At 66.7% G+C, this 16927-nt stretch carries 16 protein-coding genes and 1 other RNA gene; 10 read left to right on the top strand and 7 right to left on the bottom strand.

Translation table 11 applies throughout. The annotated features are described in order from the left end of the window. Positions 1 to 8 precede the first annotated feature (8 nt). From IB229_RS08660 to IB229_RS08640, 5 genes are all read right to left on the bottom strand, one after another. Positions 9 to 458, bottom strand: coding sequence for an EVE domain-containing protein (locus IB229_RS08660; RefSeq protein WP_192327013.1), 450 nt, complete (start codon positions 456 to 458; stop codon positions 9 to 11). Positions 459 to 837: 379 nt separating this feature from the next. Further along, entirely contained in the window at positions 838 to 1437 is a 600-nt protein-coding gene (locus IB229_RS08655) for a 5-formyltetrahydrofolate cyclo-ligase (protein WP_192327010.1), read from the bottom strand. 8 nt (positions 1438 to 1445) lie between these two features. Beyond that, positions 1446 to 1624: non-coding RNA, 6S RNA (gene ssrS, locus IB229_RS08650), on the bottom strand. 33 nt (positions 1625 to 1657) lie between these two features. Beyond that, a complete protein-coding gene (locus IB229_RS08645; RefSeq protein WP_192327007.1) occupies positions 1658 to 1972 on the bottom strand; it encodes a cell division protein ZapA in 315 nt (104 codons plus the stop codon). After that, positions 1969 to 2178 (bottom strand): TIGR02449 family protein, encoded by a 210-nt coding sequence (locus IB229_RS08640; RefSeq protein ID WP_192327004.1) that lies wholly within the window; start codon positions 2176 to 2178, stop codon positions 1969 to 1971. The genes IB229_RS08645 and IB229_RS08640 overlap by 4 nt, the downstream gene beginning before the upstream one ends. 191 nt (positions 2179 to 2369) lie before the next feature. Here IB229_RS08640 and IB229_RS08635 point away from each other — a divergent pair, with 191 nt between their 5' ends. The 10 genes from IB229_RS08635 to gcvP all read left to right on the top strand — a co-directional run bounded on the left by IB229_RS08635 (position 2370) and on the right by gcvP (position 14995). After that, a complete protein-coding gene (locus tag IB229_RS08635) occupies positions 2370 to 2927 on the top strand; it encodes a YecA family protein (protein ID WP_192327001.1) in 558 nt (185 codons plus the stop codon). Positions 2928 to 2941: 14 nt separating this feature from the next. Beyond that, positions 2942 to 4276 (top strand): Xaa-Pro aminopeptidase, encoded by a 1335-nt coding sequence (gene pepP / locus IB229_RS08630; RefSeq protein ID WP_192326998.1) that lies wholly within the window; start codon positions 2942 to 2944, stop codon positions 4274 to 4276. Positions 4277 to 4280: 4 nt separating this feature from the next. Then, positions 4281 to 5465 (top strand): 2-octaprenyl-6-methoxyphenyl hydroxylase, encoded by a 1185-nt coding sequence (ubiH, locus tag IB229_RS08625; protein WP_192326996.1) that lies wholly within the window; start codon positions 4281 to 4283, stop codon positions 5463 to 5465. A gap of 52 nt (positions 5466 to 5517) precedes the next feature. Then, on the top strand, positions 5518 to 6000 hold the full coding sequence (locus tag IB229_RS08620; RefSeq protein ID WP_192326993.1) for a DUF4442 domain-containing protein: 483 nt from the start codon (positions 5518 to 5520) through the stop codon (positions 5998 to 6000). Positions 6001 to 6009: 9 nt separating this feature from the next. After that, positions 6010 to 7242, top strand: a complete 1233-nt coding sequence (locus IB229_RS08615; RefSeq protein ID WP_192326990.1) for a 2-octaprenyl-3-methyl-6-methoxy-1,4-benzoquinol hydroxylase — start codon at positions 6010 to 6012, stop codon at positions 7240 to 7242. A gap of 127 nt (positions 7243 to 7369) precedes the next feature. Next, on the top strand, positions 7370 to 8371 hold the full coding sequence (locus IB229_RS08610; RefSeq protein WP_192326988.1) for an extracellular solute-binding protein: 1002 nt from the start codon (positions 7370 to 7372) through the stop codon (positions 8369 to 8371). A 194-nt stretch (positions 8372 to 8565) separates the two neighbouring features. Beyond that, entirely contained in the window at positions 8566 to 10185 is a 1620-nt protein-coding gene (locus IB229_RS08605; protein ID WP_192326985.1) for an ABC transporter permease, read from the top strand. Positions 10186 to 10314: 129 nt separating this feature from the next. Next, positions 10315 to 11397, top strand: a complete 1083-nt coding sequence (gene gcvT, locus IB229_RS08600) for a glycine cleavage system aminomethyltransferase GcvT (RefSeq protein ID WP_192326982.1) — start codon at positions 10315 to 10317, stop codon at positions 11395 to 11397. A 188-nt stretch (positions 11398 to 11585) separates the two neighbouring features. Beyond that, a complete protein-coding gene (gene gcvH, locus IB229_RS08595) occupies positions 11586 to 11972 on the top strand; it encodes a glycine cleavage system protein GcvH (protein WP_192326979.1) in 387 nt (128 codons plus the stop codon). Positions 11973 to 12118: 146 nt separating this feature from the next. Continuing rightward, the gene (gene gcvP / locus IB229_RS08590) at positions 12119 to 14995 is read left to right on the top strand and encodes an aminomethyl-transferring glycine dehydrogenase (RefSeq protein WP_192326976.1); all 2877 of its coding nucleotides are present in this window, start codon (positions 12119 to 12121) and stop codon (positions 14993 to 14995) included. Between the two features lie 108 nt (positions 14996 to 15103). On the opposite strand, the gene IB229_RS08585 is transcribed toward gcvP, so the two are convergent. Continuing rightward, positions 15104 to 15424: a DUF2388 domain-containing protein gene (locus IB229_RS08585; protein ID WP_192326973.1), complete on the bottom strand. Its 321-nt coding sequence runs from the start codon at positions 15422 to 15424 to the stop codon at positions 15104 to 15106. Between the two features lie 196 nt (positions 15425 to 15620). Continuing rightward, positions 15621 to 16895: an esterase/lipase family protein gene (locus tag IB229_RS08580; RefSeq protein ID WP_192326970.1), complete on the bottom strand. Its 1275-nt coding sequence runs from the start codon at positions 16893 to 16895 to the stop codon at positions 15621 to 15623. Between the last annotated feature and the right edge of the window lie 32 nt (positions 16896 to 16927).

The following is a 16927-nucleotide window of genomic DNA, read 5'->3' as shown; positions in this document are numbered from 1 at the left end:
TACGGCGTTCAGCGCAGCTTGAGTATGTGCGCCCATTCCACGTCGCCAACCGGCATTACCGACAGACGGCTGCCTTTCTGTACCAGCGCAAGGTTGGCCAGGGCCGGCGCGGCTTTCAACGTGGCCAGAGGCAGTACACGGGGAAAGGCTTCGACGAACTCGACATCGCGTGCCGTCCACGGGTTCTTCTCGTGGCTGGCCTTGGCGTCGAAGTAGTGGCTCTGCGGGTCCAGTGCGGTCGGGTCCGGATAGCTCGCGCCGACGATGCGTCCGATGCCGGCGATGCCCGGCTCCGGGCAGCTGGAGTGATAGAAGAAGAACAGCTCGCCGTCTTCCATGCTGCGCACGAAGTTGCGCGCCTGATAGTTGCGCACGCCATCCCAGCGCGCGCGACCGAGACGCTGCAGGTCATGGATCGACAGTTCGTCGGGTTCGGATTTCATCAGCCAATAAGGCATGAACTTTGCTCCTGTTTGCCGGTCTTTGCTGGCGGACTGAAACGCGTTCCCGTCAGAAAGGGTTGTACGGCGAATCATGATGGGTGCTTCAACACCGCTGCGCAGACAGCGGATGCCCGTCCTGGCGCTGGCGCAGGGCCATAACAACACCACTACCGGTCAATCGACGCAGTGTGCCTGGAAAGGGGGAGGCAAATAAATGAAACGCAAGCCGGATCTATTGTGGGTACTGGTAATTCTATTCAGCCTGGGGATGGTTACCACGGGTTACACCCAGAGCCTCTGGGAGCGGCAGGGCACTCAGCCCCTCAGCCAGGCTCAGCAGCAGTAAGCGCCAGATAGCGAGCACCGCAGGGATCGCGGTGCACGGCTGACGTGTTCAGCCATACCAGCGACGATCGGTAACCACCGCCTGCAGTCGCACATCCCAGCTGGCCAGGGCCAGTTTGTCCACCTTCTGACACTCATGGGCCAGGCCCAGCAGCGTCGGCTTGTGCCAATTTTTGCGCAATTGCCGGTACGCCAGACTGCGGTCGTAGAAACCACCGCCCATGCCCAGGCGCCCGCCGTATTCATCGAAACCCACCAGCGGCAGAAGGATCAGATCCAGCGTCCAGGGTCTGCGTTGGCGCGCGGGGTTGGCTCTGGGTTCGGCAATGCGAAAGCGGTTGCGTGCCAGTTGTTCGCGCGGCTCGACGCGTTGAAAGCTCATTCTGGTGCACGGCCAGGCATTCAGTACCGGCAGGTAGATCGCCTTGCCGCGTTGCCGGGCGATGCGCTGCAGTGGACGCGGATCGATTTCGCCATCGTTGGGCAGGTACAGGGCGATGTGCCGGGCGCGTCGGAACAAGGGATGCTGAACGAGTTGGCGCAGCAGTCCGCGGGCGGCCTGTTTCTGTTGTTGGGGGGAGAGTTGACGGCGCGCCAGACGTAGCTGTCTGCGCAAAGCCGGGCGGGAGAGAGTGCCGGCCTGGATCATGAAAATGAAGACTCCCCAGTCATGCCGCTGTCGGTTTAGCCCTTGAACCCGAAAGTTCAAGGTGGAGATTGCAGGAGGCGTTAAGGCTTTCCGTCAGGCGGACATGCACACCGGCCCCACTTGCAACCCCCGTGGTTGTGCGTATCGGCTCAGGGACATCACCGACTGGCAAACACACCAGGGAGCTGGGCCGAGTATACCCCAATCGACCGCTCTGCAATCAGCTTCCGTGGCCATCCTGATCGGCGGTGAGGGCGGTGTCGACACGATCCAGCAGGTCACGCACGCGTTCGCGGGTGGTGCTGACTTCCTGATCCAGGCGCTGCTGCTTGTGCAGCAGATCGTGGGTGATGTTGAGGGCAGCCATCACCGCGATGCGGTCGGCGCCGATGACTTTGCCGCCGGAGCGGATCTCGCGCATCTTGCCATCCAGGTAGCGCGCGGCGCTCTCCAGATTGTTGCGTTCGTCTGCCGGGCAGGCGATGCAATATTCCTTGTCGAGGATGTGCACGGTAACGGTGTTCGACTGGGTCATGTGTCCTGCTCCAGGGCTTTCAGGCGCGAAATCATCGATTCGACCTTGTGCCGGGCCATTTCGTTCTTTTCGATCAGATGGGCGCGTTCCTCGCGCCAGGCCTGCTCACTGGCCTGCAGGGCACGGTTGTGCGACTTGAGCTGCTCCACGCGCTGGATCAACAGGTCCAGCTTGCGTGTAAGGGCTTGCAGTTCGGCGTCTTCCATGGGCTCCCTACCTGGGCAATGAGTGGCGAGACTATAAAGGATTGTCTTGCGCAAGAGGCAACCGCGGTCGCGATTCTCGACAACCCGGCGCGGCCCGCGCAAGCGGGGCGTCGATGGTTTTGCCGCGCCTGCCGGTGCTAGGATACGAGGCCTCCATTCTAGACATTGCGCTGCCTAGCGCCTAGCTGCCCATGCCGACCTCGAATTCCCCGTACTCCGCTTTCGCCGCCCTGCTCGCCAGCACCGGCAAACCCGTTTCCCCCGCCGAACTGCACGGCCTGCTCCTGGGCCGCAGCTGCGCCGGAGCGGGTTTCGACCCCGAGCCCTGGCTGGTCGATGCCGGTGAACTGCTCGGCGTCGAGCCGCCGGAGAATGTCCGCCAGGCTCTGATCGGCCTGCAGGAGATGGTCAAGGGCGAGCTGTCCGGCAGCGACATTGCCGTGATTCTGCTGCTGCCCAGCGACGATGCCCCGCTCGCCGAGCGCGCCACCGCCCTCGGCCAGTGGTGCCAGGGCTTCCTTGATGGTTTCGGCCTGACCCTGCGCGACGGCGCACTGAGCAGCGATGCCATGGAAGTGCTGCAGGACATCAGCGCCATCGCCCAGGTGCAGAGCGCACTGGACGAGTCCGAGGATGGCGAAAGCGACTACATGGAGGTAATGGAATACCTGCGCGTGGCACCGTTGCTGCTGTTCACCGAGTGCAACAAGACGCCGCTCGCCGCCGCCCCCAAACCCTCCCTGCACTAAGGTCGAAATCGCCCATGGCCAGCATCCCCAAGTCGGAATACGCCCGTCGACGCAAGGCGCTTATGGCGCAGATGGAACCGAACAGCATCGCCATCCTGCCGGCCGCGCCGGTGTACATCCGCAACCGCGATGTCGAGCACGTGTACCGCCAGGACAGCGATTTCCAGTACCTCAGCGGCTTCCCCGAGCCGGAAGCGGTGCTGGTGCTGATCCCCGGCCGGGCCCACGGCGAATACGTGCTGTTCTGCCGCGAGCGTGACCCGGAGCGCGAGCTGTGGGACGGCCTGCGGGCTGGCCAGGATGGGGCGATCAGTGCCTACGGCGCCGACGATGCCTTTCCCATCGGCGACATCGACGACATCCTGCCGGGCCTGATCGAAGGCCGCGAGCGCGTGTACTACGCCATCGGCAGCAATCAGGAGTTCGATCACCGGCTGATGGACTGGGTCAACGTGATCCGCTCCAAGGCGCGCCAGGGCGCCACGCCGCCCAACGAGTTCGTCGCCCTCAACCACCTGCTGCACGACATGCGCCTGTACAAGTCGGCCAATGAAGTGAAGGTGATGCGCGAGGCTGCGGAGATCTCCGCGCGAGCGCACATCCGCGCCATGCAGGCCAGCCGCGCCGGGCTGTACGAGTACCACCTGGAAGCCGAGCTGGACTACGAGTTCCGCAAGGGCGGGGCGAAGATGCCGGCCTACGGCTCGATCGTCGCCACCGGGCGCAATGCCTGCATCCTGCACTACCGCGAGAACGACGCGGCGTTGAAGGATGGCGACCTGGTGCTGATCGACGCCGGTTGCGAGATCGACTGCTACGCCAGCGACATCACCCGCACCTTCCCGGTCAGCGGGCGCTTTTCGCCCGAGCAGAAGGCCATCTACGAGCTGGTGCTCAAGGCCAACGAAGAGGCGTTCAAGCACATCGCCCCCGGCAAGCACTGGAACGAGGCCCACGAGGCCACGGTGCAGGTGATCACCGCCGGCCTGGTCGAGCTCGGCCTGCTCCAGGGCGATGTCGCCGAGCTGATCGCCAGCGAAGCCTACAAGGCGTTCTACATGCACCGTGCCGGCCACTGGCTGGGCATGGACGTGCACGACGTTGGTGACTACAAGCTCGGCGGTGAGTGGCGCGTGCTCGAGCCGGGCATGTCGATGACGGTCGAACCGGGCATCTACATCGCCGTGGACAACCAGAATGTGGCGAAGAAATGGCGCGGCATCGGTGTACGCATCGAGGACGACGTGGTGGTGACCAAGACCGGCTGCGAGGTGCTCACCACTGGCGTGCCGAAGTCTGTCGCCGAAATTGAGGCGCTGATGGCCGCCGCGCGCAGTCAGGCGGCCTGAGCCGATGCCACGGGTGAACCTGGCGATCATCGGCGGCGGCCTGGTTGGCGCGAGCCTGGCGTTGGCCCTGCAGGCCGGGGCCAAGGCGCGTGGCTGGCAGATCGTCCTGGTCGAGCCCTTCGCCCCCGGCGACAGTTACCAGCCGAGCTACGACGCCCGTTCCACCGCGCTGTCCTACGGCAGCCGACAACTCTACGAGCGCCTCGGCCTGTGGCCGGCACTCGCCACGCGAGCCGAGGCAATCACCCAGATTCACGTGTCCGACCGCGGCCGCTTCGGCGCCACCCGCCTGGTCGCCGCTGACGAAAGCGTGCCGGCGCTGGGCTACGTGGTGGAGAACGCCTGGCTTGGCCACTGCCTGTGGCAGGCCCTCGATCCAGAGGTGGTGAGCTGGCGCTGCCCGGCCGAAGTCACCCGCCTGGAGGCGCTGGATGATGGCTACCGGCTGACCCTCAACGACGAAAGCCTCCTCGACTGCGACCTCGCCGTGCTCGCCGATGGCGGCCGCTCCAACCTGCGCGAGCAGCTGGGTGTTACGGTCAAGCAGACGCCATACGGCCAGTCCGCGCTGATCGCCAACGTCACGCCGGGCGATGGGCATGACGGGCAGGCCTTCGAGCGTTTCACCGATGACGGACCGATGGCGCTGCTGCCGCTGGCGGACAACCGCTGCGCACTGGTCTGGACCCGCCCCGGCAACGATGCCCAGCGCCTGCTGGGGCTGGACGACAGGGCCTTCCTCGCCGAGCTGCAGGCCGCGTTCGGCTATCGCCTTGGTGCCCTGCGCCAGGTCGGTGGTCGGCACGTCTACCCGCTGGCGCTGACTGAAGCGCAGGAGCAGGTGCGGCCGCATCTGGTGCTGCTCGGCAATGCCGCACACAGCCTGCACCCGGTCGCCGGGCAGGGCTTCAACCTGTCGCTGCGCGACACCTTGGCCCTGGCCGACACCCTGCTGAGCAGCGCCGCGCCGCTCGGTGACTTCGCCACCCTGCAGCGCTATTGCCGCAGCCAGGAACAGGACCAGGCCGTCACCGTCGGCTTCTCCGATCAGGTCACCCGCCTGTTCGGTCGCGGCGAGTCGCTGCTGGTGGCCGGACGCACCCTGGGCCTGCTTGGTCTCGACCTGTTCCCGCCCGCCAAGCGCTGGTTTGCCCGTCAGGCCATGGGCCTTGGCACCCGAACCCTATGAAGGACACTGCTGCCTGTACCGGGCGCCGGTGCCGTCGTCTTCGAGAGATTTCATGAGCGACCGTAAACTCGCCCGTCGCGCGCGCCTGCTGCGCCTGGGCCTGAACATCTACCCGCCGTACCTCGGCGCCGGTATCCGCGTGCAGCACATCAGCCCGGACTGCCGCGAGGCTCGGGTGAAGATGGCGCTGCGCTGGTACAACCGCAACTTCGTCGGTACCCAGTTCGGCGGCTCGCTGTACAGCATGGTCGACCCGTTCTATATGCTCCTGCTGATGCCGTTGCTGGGCGACGATTACATCGTCTGGGACAAGGCTGCGAGCATCGACTTCGTCACGCCGGGCAAGGGCGCCGTGTACGCCGAGTTCCGTGTCGACGACGCGCTGCTCGCCGAGATTCGCGCGCGCACCGCCGACGGCGACAAGTACCTGCCGGAGCTGCAGGTGCAGATTCGCGATGGCGCCGGCACGCTGGTCGCCACCGTGAACAAAACGCTCTATGTGCGCCTCAAACCACGCGCGCGCAACGCGGCATAAGGAAGGAAGATGCAAGCGGATCTGATCATCGTCGGTGCGGGGATGGTGGGCAGTGCCCTGGCGCTGGCCCTGGAGCACAGCGGCCTGGATATCCTGGTCGTCGACGGCAGCCCGCTGAGCGTCAGGCCCTTCGTTGCCGATGCGCCGTTCGAGCCGCGGGTCAGCGCGCTGTCCGCCGCTAGCCAGCGCATTCTCGAACGTCTCGATGTATGGCCGGGGATCGCCGCGCGGCGTACCGGGCCCTATGTCGACATGCAGGTGTGGGACGGCTCCGGCACCGGTCAGGTGCACTTCAGCGCGGCCAGCGTGCATGCCGAGACCCTTGGCCACATCATCGAAAACCGCGTCATTCAGGACGCGTTGCTCGAGCGCCTGCACGACAGCAACCTGGGCCTGCTGGCCAATGCGCGGGTCGAACAGTTGCGCCGCTCCGGCGATGGCTGGCTGCTCAGCCTGGCCGATGGCCGCGAGCTGCGTGCGCCGCTGCTGGTCGCCGCCGACGGAGCCAATTCGGCGGTGCGCCGCCTGGCCGGTTGCGCCACCCGCGAGTGGGATTACCTGCATCATGCCATCGTCACCAGCGTGCGTTGTGCACGCCCGCACCAGCGCACCGCCTGGCAGCGCTTCACCGATGACGGCCCGCTGGCCTTCCTGCCGTTGCCGGCGCATGCCGGCGAGCAGGCGGGCGACGAGCATTGGTGCTCGATTGTCTGGTCGACCGTACCGGCTGAAGCCGAGCGCTTGATGGCGCTGGATGACGCGGCCTTCTGTCGCGAGCTGGGCAAGGCCTTCGAGTGGCGCCTGGGCGAAGTCACCCAGACCGACGCGCGGCTGTGCATCCCGCTGCGCCAGCGTCACGCCAAGCGCTATGTGGAAAGCGGCCTGGCACTGATCGGCGATGCCGCGCACACCATTCACCCGCTGGCCGGGCAGGGCGTCAACCTGGGCATGCTCGATGCCGCGGTGCTCGCCGAAGTGCTGCTGCATGCGCAGGCGCGTGGCGAGCAACTCGGTGATGTGCGCGTGCTCAGCCGCTACGAGCGCCGGCGCATGCCGCACAACCTGGCGATGATGGCGGCGATGGAGGGCTTCGAGCGGCTGTTCCAGGCCGACCCGCTGCCCATGCGCCTGCTGCGCAACAGCGGCCTCAACTGGGTCGACGGCCTGCCCGAAGCCAAGGCGCTGTTCGTGCGCCAGGCGCTCGGCTTGTCCGGGGATCTACCGCTGCTGGCGCGTATCTGAGTTGTCGGCAGGGTGCATGCCGTGCCCTGCATCAGGGCGGCGAAACACTTGGATATAGAAAGCTGCACAAGCCGCAGTTGAGGTTGACTATCATTTGGCGCTTTCTGCCACCCAGAGAGTTCTGTCCATGCGCGCCAGCAAATTCCTCCTCGCGGCACTGACGCTGAGCGTCGCGGCCACTTCCGTACACGCTGCCGACGAGGTGGTGGTCTACTCCTCGCGCATCGACGAGCTGATCAAGCCGGTGTTCGATGCCTACACCGCCAAGACCGGGGTCACGGTCAAGTTCATCACCGACAAGGAAGCGCCGCTGATGCAGCGCATCAAGGCCGAGGGTGAGAACGGCGTGGCCGACCTGCTGATCACGGTCGACGCCGGCAACCTCTGGCAGGCCGAGCAGATGGGCATCCTGCAGCCCTTCACCTCGCCGGCCATCGACGCCAACATCCCCGCGCAATACCGCTCCAGCACGCATGCCTGGACCGGCCTGTCGCTGCGCGCGCGGACCATCGTCTACTCCACCGAGCGCGTGCAACCGGGCGAGCTGACCACCTACGAGGCCTTGGCCGATGCCAACTGGGAAGGCCGTCTGTGCCTGCGCACCAGCAAGAAGGTCTACAACCAGTCGCTGACCGCCACTCTGATCGAGACCCACGGCGCCGCCAAGGCCGAGCAGATCGTCAAGGGCTGGGTGAATAACCTGGCCACCGACGTGTTCGCCGATGACAACGCGGTGGTGCTCGCCGTGGATGCCGGCCAGTGCGACGTCGGTATCGTCAACACCTACTACTACGGGCGTCTGCACAAGGCCAACCCGGCGCTGCGGGCCAAGCTGTTCTGGCCGAACCAGGATGACCGTGGCGTGCACGTCAACCTGTCCGGCGCCGGCCTGACCCAGCATGCTCCAAACGCCGAGGCGGCGAAGAAGCTGCTGGAGTGGATGACCACCCCGGAGGCGCAGAGCCTGTTCGCCGAGATCAACCAGGAATTCCCGGCCAACCCGCAGGTCAAGCCGTCCGCGGAAGTGGCCGCCTGGGGCAGCTTCAAGGCCGACAGTCTGCCGGTGGAAGTCGCCGGCAAGCGCCAGGCCGAAGCGATCAAGCTGATGGACCGCGCCGGCTGGAACTAAGTCGAGTGGAGCGTGCGTAGGGTGGATGGCATATGACCATCCACCGGTTGACGACTACGGTGCCAATCGGTGGAAAACGCTGCGCGGTTTACACCCTCCGGTTTAGGCACCGCGCTCGTAGGATAGGTTGAGCCTTATATACTCGACGCCCCGGCCTGTCCGGGGCGTTTCGTTTCCACCGCCAAGGAGTCTGCGTGGCCCACCCTGCCCAACGCCGCTGGTACCCCATCGCCTTTGCCATTGCTGCGCTGGTGCTGTTGCCGCTGTCCGTGCTGCTGCTGTCCTGGCACGAGATCGACCGGGACATCTGGGCACACCTGTGGGATACGCAGATGCCGCGCCTGATCGGCAACACGCTGGTGCTGGTGCTCGGCGTTTCTGTCGGCGTGGTCGGCCTCGGGGTCAGCCTGGCCTGGCTCACCAGCCTCTGCGAATTCCCCGGGCGGCGCTGGCTGGACTGGGCGCTGATGCTGCCGTTCGCCATTCCTGCCTACGTGCTGGCCTTCGTCTTCATCGGCCTGTTCGATTTCTCCGGCCCGCTGCAGAGCCTGTTTCGCGAGGTGCTCGGCCTGAACCTGCGCTTCCCCCGCGTACGCTCCACCGGCGGGGTGATAGTCGTACTGGTGCTGGTGTTCTACCCCTACGTTTACCTGCTCGCACGCAGTGCCTTCCTGGCCCAGGGCAAAGGCCTGATGGAGGCGGCGCGGGTGCTTGGCCAGTCGCCGTGGCAGGCGTTCTGGCGCGTGGCCTTGCCGATGGCGCGCCCGGCCATCGGCGCCGGTCTGGCGTTGGCGATCATGGAGACCCTGGCCGATTTCGGTGCCGTGGCGGTGTTCAACTTCGACACCTTCACCACGGCTATCTACAAGACCTGGTACGGCTTCTACAGCCTTTCCAGCGCCACCCAGCTGGCCAGCCTGCTGCTGCTCGCGGTGATGCTGGTGCTCTATGGCGAGCGCCGCGCGCGCGGTGCCAGCCGCCCGGCCAACGAGCGCCCGCGCGGCCAGGCGCTGTACCACCTGCGCGGCTGGAAGGCGGCGGCGGCCAGCGGCTGGTGCGGCCTGGTGTTCGTCTGTGCGTTCGTCATTCCGCTGCTGCAGCTGCTGACGTGGTTCTGGCAGCGCGGGCGTTTCGACCTCGACGAGCGCTACGCCGGGCTGATCCTGCACACCCTGTCGCTCGGTGCCCTGGCGGCGCTGATCACCGTGGCGGTGGCCTTGCTGCTGGCCTTCGCCCGGCGCCTGGCGCCGACCCGCCCGGTGCGTTCGGCCGTGAGCCTGGCCAACCTCGGCTACGCCTTGCCCGGCTCGGTGCTGGCGGTGGCGATCATGCTGGCCTTCAGCTGGCTTGACCGCGAGCTGGTGATCCCCCTGTCGACCTGGTTCGGCGGTGCCGGCAAGCCCCTGCTGCTGGGCAGCCTGGCGGCGCTGCTGCTGGCCTATCTGGTGCGCTTCATGGCGGTGGCCTATGGCCCGCTGGAAAACGGCCTGGCGCGCATCCGCCCGTCGCTGCCGGAGGCCTCGCGCAGCCTTGGTGTTGGCGGCCCGCGGTTGTTCTTCCGCGTCTACCTGCCGCTGCTGGTGCCCGGTGCGCTGTCCGCCGCGCTGCTGGTGTTTGTCGATGTACTCAAGGAAATGCCCGCCACCCTGCTGATGCGTCCGTTCGGCTGGGACACCCTGTCCGTGCGCATTTTCGAGATGACCAGCGAGGGCGAATGGGCCCGTGCCGCCCTGCCGGCGCTGACCCTGGTGCTGGTCGGCCTGCTGCCGGTGATTGGCCTGATCCGCCGTTCGGCGCGCCAGCCCGGACATTGACCTGACGAGGTGTCCAGTTGCGGCGCGCGGGGCTACAATGCGCGCCTGCCACGGCAGCCCGAACACGTATCCCGCACCGCTGCAGGCCACGGCCAGCGCGGGGCGGGCGTCTAGCGCAAGGAGTTTTCCATGGGACAGCGTACCCCTCTGTACGAACAGCATCTGGCACTGGGTGCCAAGATGGTCGACTTCGGTGGCTGGGACATGCCGCTGCATTACGGCTCGCAGGTCGAGGAGCACCATCAGGTGCGTCGCGACTGCGGCGTGTTCGACGTTTCCCACATGACCGTCGTCGATGTCACCGGCCCCCAGGCGAAGGCCTGGCTGCAGTACCTGCTGGCCAACGACGTGGATCGCCTGAAAACCCCGGGCAAGGCCCTCTACAGCGGCATGCTCAACGAGCGCGGCGGCGTGGTCGACGACCTCATCGTCTACCTCACCGACTGGGGCTACCGCGTGGTGGTCAACGCCGCCACCCGTGACAAGGACCTGGCCTGGATGCAGGCGCACACCGCCGGCTTCGACGTCACCCTGAGCGAGCGCCCGGAACTGGCCATGCTCGCCATCCAGGGCCCGCAGGCCCGCGCCAAGACCGCCGAGCTGGTCAGCTCCGCGCGTGCTGCGATCATCCGCGAACTCAAGGTATTCCAGGGCCTGCCGGAAGGCGACTGGTTCATTGCCCGTACCGGCTACACCGGTGAAGACGGCCTGGAAATCATGCTGCCGGCCGAGCAGGCCGCGGCCTTCCTCAGCGAACTGGTCGGCGCCGGCATCGCCCCGATCGGCCTCGGCGCGCGCGACACCCTGCGCCTGGAAGCCGGGATGAACCTGTACGGCCAGGACATGACCGATGATGTGTCCCCGCTGGCCGCCAACATGGCCTGGACCATCGTCTGGGAACCGGCCTCGCGTGACTTCATCGGCCGCTCGGCGCTGGAAACTCAGCGTGCCGCCGGCGACCAGCCGAAGCTGGTCGGCCTGGTGCTGGAAGAACGCGGCGTGCTGCGTGCCCATCAGGTGGTGCGCGTCGATGGTGTCGGCGAAGGCGAAATCACCAGTGGCAGCTTCTCGCCAACCCTGGGCAAATCCATCGCCCTGGCTCGCGTGCCGGCGGCCACTGGCGACCGCGCCGAAGTGGAAATCCGCGGCAAGTGGTACCCGGTGCGCGTGGTTCAGGCCAACTTCGTGCGCAACGGCAAAGCGGTAATCTGACACTGCGATTTGCTGTGCGTCGGCCATGCGGCGTTGGCAGCGAGATCAGAATGCTCATTTACACTAGTAAACTGCGCTTCTTCACTCGCTGCCGCCTTGCCTGGCTCTAGCTCGCTAAATCGCAACCGGCTATGAACTGCTAAATTTTCCAGGCGGGTTTTCCGCCAAACGATCCTGAGGACATCTTGATGAGCACTATCCCCGCCGATCTGCGTTACGCCGCCAGCCACGAATGGGCCCGCCTCGAAGCAGACGGCACCGTGACCGTCGGCATCAGCGACCATGCCCAGGAAGCCTTGGGCGACGTGGTCTATGTCGAACTGCCGGAAGTCGGCAAAACCCTCGCCGCCGGCCAGGAAGCCGGGGTGGTGGAGTCGGTCAAGGCCGCATCGGACATCTACGCGCCGATTGCCGGTGAAGTGATCGCCGTCAACGACGCGCTGACCGACAGCCCCGAGCAGGTCAACGGCGAACCCTACGCCGCCTGGTTCTTCAAGCTGCAACCGGCCAACGCCGCCGACCTCGACAAGCTGCTCGACGCTGCCGCCTACGAGGCCGCCAGCGCCGATGCGTAAGAACCGGTTCAACGTTTACTGCGCATGCCCCTGGCTCGCGAGACGTTGAACAGCTTCTAAGATCCCTTGGTCAGAGCAGGTCGATGACCAGCCCTGATAGCGAGCCTCGACCCGTCGAGGCTCTGTCATTTTCCGAGAGCCACACCATGTCCCAGACGCCCCGTCTTGCCCAGTTGCACCAGTCCGATGCCTTCCTCCGTCGCCACCTTGGCCCGGATGACGCGGAACAGCAGGCCATGCTCGCCAGCCTCGGCGTTGCCGATCGCGCCGAGCTGATCGTGCAGACCGTGCCGCCGTCCATCCGCCTCAATGGCGCGCTGGAGCTGCCGGTTGCGCTGGACGAGCAGGGCGCACTGGCCAAGCTCAAGGGCTATGCCGAGCAGAACCAGCAGTGGACCAGCCTGATCGGCATGGGCTACCACGGCACCCTGACCCCGGCGGTGATCCTGCGCAACGTGCTGGAAAACCCGGGCTGGTACACCGCGTACACCCCGTACCAGCCGGAAATCGCCCAGGGCCGTCTGGAGGCGCTGCTGAACTTCCAGCAGCTGACCATCGACCTCACCGGCCTCGACCTCGCCAGCGCCTCGCTGCTCGACGAAGCCACTGCCGCCGGTGAGGCCATGGGCCTGGCCAAGCGCGTCGCCAAGTCGAAGAGCAACCTGTTCTTCGTCGACGAGAACTGCCACCCGCAGACCATCTCCGTGGTGCAGACCCGCGCCGAAGGCTTCGGCCTCGAGGTGGTGGTCGGCCCGCTCGACGAGCTGAGTCAGCACCAGGTATTCGGTGCGCTGCTGCAGTACCCGGACACCCACGGCGAGATCCGCGACCTGCGTCCGATCATTGCCGCCCTGCACGCACAGAACGCCCTGGCCTGCGTCGCCGCCGACCTGCTCTCGCTGCTGCTGCTGACCCCGCCGGGTGAGCTGGGCGCCGATGTGGTGTTCGGCTCGGCCCAGCGCTTCGGCGTGCCGATGGGCTACGGCGGCCCGCACGCGGCATTCTTCGCCACCAGCGACGCCTACAAGCGCGCCATGCCCGGCCGTATCATCGGCGTGTCCAAGGACGCCCGCGGCAACACCGCGCTGCGCATGGCGCTGCAGACCCGCGAGCAGCACATCCGCCGCGAGAAGGCCAACTCCAACATCTGCACCTCGCAGGTGCTGCTGGCCAACATCGCCAGCTGCTACGCCGTCTACCACGGCCCGCAGGGCCTGAAGCAGATCGCCCAGCGCGTGCACCGCCTCACCGCGCTGCTGGCCGCCGGCCTGGCGCAGAAGGGCCTCAAGCGCGACAACCAGCACTTCTTCGACACCCTGACCCTGGAAGTCGGTGGCGCGCAGAGCGCGATCATCGAGTCGGCCAAGGCCGCGCGCATCAACCTGCGCATCCTCGGTCGCGGCAAGCTCGGCGTCAGCCTGGACGAAACCTGTACCGCGCAGACCGTCGAGCAGCTGCTGAGCATCTTCCTCGGCGCCGACCACGGCCTGAGCGTTGATGAACTGGACGCCGGTGACGTGCCGTCGGGCATCCCGGCCGACCTGCAGCGCAGCTCCGCCTACCTGACCCACCCGGTGTTCAACACGCACCACAGCGAAACCGCGATGCTGCGTTACCTCAAGCGCCTGGAGAACAAGGACCTGGCGCTGAACCAGTCGATGATCCCGCTGGGCTCCTGCACCATGAAGCTCAACGCCACCAGCGAGATGATCCCGATCACCTGGCCGGAATTCGCCAGCCTGCACCCCTTCGTGCCGGTCGAACAGGCCCAGGGCTACACGCTGATGATCGACGAGCTGGAAGCATGGCTGCGCGCCATCACCGGTTTCGACGCCATCTGCACCCAGCCTAACTCGGGCGCCCAGGGCGAGTACGCCGGCCTGCTGGCGATCCGCAAGTACCACCAGAGCCGCGGCGACGAGCACCGCGACATCTGCCTGATCCCGGCGTCCGCCCACGGCACCAACCCGGCGTCGGCGCAGATGCTGAGCATGCGCGTGGTGGTGGTCGACTGCGACAGCGCCGGCAACGTTGACCTCGCCGACCTCAAGGCCAAGGCGGCCGAGGCTGGTGACAAGCTGTCCTGCCTGATGATCACCTACCCGTCGACCCACGGCGTGTACGAGGAAGGCATCCGCGAAATCTGCGACGTGGTGCATGCGCACGGCGGCCAGGTGTACATGGATGGCGCCAACCTCAACGCCCAGGTCGGCCTGGCGCGTCCGGCCGACATCGGTGCCGACGTGTCGCACATGAACCTGCACAAGACCTTCTGCATCCCGCACGGCGGCGGCGGCCCGGGCATGGGCCCGATCGGCGTCAAGGCGCACCTGGCGCCCTTCGTCGCCAACCACCCGGTGATCGAGCTGCAGGGCCCGAACCCGCAGAACACCGCGGTCAGCGCCGCGCCCTGGGGCAGCGCGAGCATCCTGCCGATCAGCTGGATGTACATCGCCATGATGGGCCCGCAACTGGCCGACGCTACCGAAGTGGCGATCCTCAACGCCAACTACCTGGCCAGCCAGCTGACCGGCGCCTTCCCGGTGCTCTACACCGGGCGCAACGATCGCGTCGCCCACGAGTGCATCCTCGACCTGCGCCCGCTCAAGGCGGAAACCGGGATCAGCGAGGAAGACGTGGCCAAGCGCCTGATGGACTACGGCTTCCACGCGCCGACCATGAGCTTCCCGGTGCCGGGCACGCTGATGATCGAGCCGACCGAGAGCGAGTCCAAGGAAGAGCTGGATCGCTTCATCGGCGCCATGCTCAGCATCCGTGCCGAGATCGCCAAGGTGGCCGCGGGCGAGTGGCCGGCCGAGGACAACCCGCTCAAGCGTGCGCCGCACACCCTGGCCGACGTGACCGGCGTCTGGGAGCGCCCGTACAGCATCGAGCAAGCCGTCACCCCGTCCGCGCACACCCGTGCGCACAAGTACTGGCCAGCGGTGAACCGCGTCGACAACGTGTTCGGCGACCGCAACCTGTTCTGTGCGTGCGTGCCGATGGACGACTACCGCGAGTGATGTCGTGGGCATGAAAAAGCCGCCTTCGGGCGGCTTTTTTGTGCCTGGCGATCAGGCCGGCGCCGGCTCTAGGGTGCGCCGTGCGTACCGCCGAATCACCGGGTGCTGCTAGCGAGCGGCTACATCCGGCTCGGCGATCAGGATGGCCTGAGCCAACTCTGCGTCACTGGCCTGCAGGCCGGGGTTGTCGCTGCGCACGCGCTGCATGGCGGCTTCCAGGTACGAGCCGCGGATCTCGCCGCCGCTGGCGATGTAGGCGCCGGCGTCGTCCTGGGCGGCGACGATCAGTTTGTTGTCCTTGAACGTCACATAGGTCGAGGCGGTGGTCGCCCCGGACGAGAGGACTTGGCGCAAGGTGTCGTCGGCCATTGCCTGGCCGGCGGAAAGGCAGAGCAGCCCGAGGGTGACGCAGGTGAGGGATCGACGCATGGCAGTGGCTCCTGAACGTATGTCCTGGGGCGCGGTGGCCTGCGGCGGGATTGCCGGGTACGGGCGCCCTCGAACGAAGTTTCCTGGAACGGGCAGGTCTCGCAGATCAAGCCGTTCTAGAACTATGGAGGCCGGGCGGGCGCCCGGAGTTCCCGCGAAATGCCCTGCATGGCAGGTGCTGGCCGCGGATGGGGCGTTAGTGCGAGCGACACCCTTCTTCGCCCAGTCTGTCCAGGGCGCGGCGCACCAGTTCCTTGCTGCGGCTGCTGCGCAGGATGCCGGTGTGGCTGTCGGTGAGCAGATAGAGGTGGTTGGCTTCGTCCTGAGCCACCGCCCGCAGCTCGCTAGCCAGCGGCACCACACCGTCGTTGGGCTGGGTGATCAGGCGGCTGTTGTTGCCATAGCTGACCAGTTGCCACTGGTCGATGTGCGCTGGCAGCGGGGTGGCGAACAGCGCCTGCAGGAACGGGCTGCCGGGCGCCATGTCGCGCCACACCGGGACTACCACCGGGGCATGGGCGATACCGGTGGCGGCGGAAGGGTGCCCGCCCCAGGGCGTGGACAGGGTAAAGAACAGGCATTGCCGCGTGGTTGCGTCGCTGCTCGCCAGCAGCTGCACGGCGCGCCGTGCCACCAGCCCGCCCATGCTGTGGGCGAACACGTGGAAGCGCTTCGGCGCGTGACGCAGCTGGATATCGCGGATGCCCTCGCTGAGCATGTAGGCGCTGTTGTTCAGCGGCACGCCACTGGGGTAATGGAACAGCACCAGCTGGAAGCGCTGCGGGTCGAAGCTGTCGACCAGCTCGCGCCAGACATCCGGCGAGGAGTTGATCCCGTGCACCAGGAACACCGGCTCCTTCTGCGCATCCCAGGGCGCCAGCAGGTAGAAGCCGTAGCCGATCTCGCGGATGAAGGTCAGCGGCTGCCAGGCGCCGAGGCTGACCTGGGGCGGGGCGAAGCGCGGGTCGTCGAGGTCGACCTGCTGCAGGTAGTTGCTGCGCAGGCGCGGATGCTCGCGGTAGAGCACCGCCATGCTCAGGTCGAGCGCGGGCGCAGGTGCCAGGTCGTCGCTGGCCAGGCTCAGAGGGTTGTGCTGCATCAGCCGTTCACGGGTTGACGCATCCGGCTGGGTGGCCAGCGGCACGCTGCGCGCCTGGGGTTGCCAGTGGCGCGGCTCGTCGGTGTCGAGGATGAAGTTGCCGTTGCCGTCGTCGAAGGCCAGCAGCTGGTAGCTGGCCGGCGCGACGTTGAAGTAGAACGACTCGCCGGGGGCGACGATGCGGTAGGCAACCGGTTTGTCCTGGGCGTCGAGCAGGGCGATCAGCGCCGGGCGGTTGGCGGCGCTGGCGCGCAGGTGGCCGGGCACCAGCACCAGCTCCTGCCGCGCGGCCTGCATCTGCCGCTCCAGCTCGAACAGCTGGCAGCCGCCGAGCAGCGCCAGGGTGAACAGCAGTATCGTCAGCCGTGCCATCCCTGTGCCCTCGGCAAGTGGAATGGCTACAG

Source organism: Pseudomonas sp. PDM14 (genome assembly GCF_014851905.1).
In the GTDB taxonomy this organism is placed as follows: domain Bacteria; phylum Pseudomonadota; class Gammaproteobacteria; order Pseudomonadales; family Pseudomonadaceae; genus Aquipseudomonas.
Note: the sequence above shows the minus strand (reverse complement) of the source record. Positions and strands in the feature narration are given on the sequence as shown.

Bases quoted from the DNA above. Each gene is read 5' to 3' on its own strand.
- IB229_RS08660 (WP_192327013.1), bottom strand. From the start codon at position 458: ATGCCTTATTGGCTGATGAAATCCGAACCCGACGAACTGTCGATCCAT.
- IB229_RS08655 (WP_192327010.1), bottom strand. From the start codon at position 1,437: ATGATCCAGGCCGGCACTCTCTCCCGCCCGGCTTTGCGCAGACAGCTA.
- IB229_RS08645 (WP_192327007.1), bottom strand. From the start codon at position 1,972: ATGACCCAGTCGAACACCGTTACCGTGCACATCCTCGACAAGGAATAT.
- IB229_RS08640 (WP_192327004.1), bottom strand. From the start codon at position 2,178: ATGGAAGACGCCGAACTGCAAGCCCTTACACGCAAGCTGGACCTGTTG.
- IB229_RS08635 (WP_192327001.1), top strand. From the start codon at position 2,370: ATGCCGACCTCGAATTCCCCGTACTCCGCTTTCGCCGCCCTGCTCGCC.
- pepP (WP_192326998.1), top strand. From the start codon at position 2,942: ATGGCCAGCATCCCCAAGTCGGAATACGCCCGTCGACGCAAGGCGCTT.
- ubiH (WP_192326996.1), top strand. From the start codon at position 4,281: ATGCCACGGGTGAACCTGGCGATCATCGGCGGCGGCCTGGTTGGCGCG.
- IB229_RS08620 (WP_192326993.1), top strand. From the start codon at position 5,518: ATGAGCGACCGTAAACTCGCCCGTCGCGCGCGCCTGCTGCGCCTGGGC.
- IB229_RS08615 (WP_192326990.1), top strand. From the start codon at position 6,010: ATGCAAGCGGATCTGATCATCGTCGGTGCGGGGATGGTGGGCAGTGCC.
- IB229_RS08610 (WP_192326988.1), top strand. From the start codon at position 7,370: ATGCGCGCCAGCAAATTCCTCCTCGCGGCACTGACGCTGAGCGTCGCG.
- gcvT (WP_192326982.1), top strand. From the start codon at position 10,315: ATGGGACAGCGTACCCCTCTGTACGAACAGCATCTGGCACTGGGTGCC.
- gcvH (WP_192326979.1), top strand. From the start codon at position 11,586: ATGAGCACTATCCCCGCCGATCTGCGTTACGCCGCCAGCCACGAATGG.
- gcvP (WP_192326976.1), top strand. From the start codon at position 12,119: ATGTCCCAGACGCCCCGTCTTGCCCAGTTGCACCAGTCCGATGCCTTC.
- IB229_RS08585 (WP_192326973.1), bottom strand. From the start codon at position 15,424: ATGCGTCGATCCCTCACCTGCGTCACCCTCGGGCTGCTCTGCCTTTCC.
- IB229_RS08580 (WP_192326970.1), bottom strand. From the start codon at position 16,895: ATGGCACGGCTGACGATACTGCTGTTCACCCTGGCGCTGCTCGGCGGC.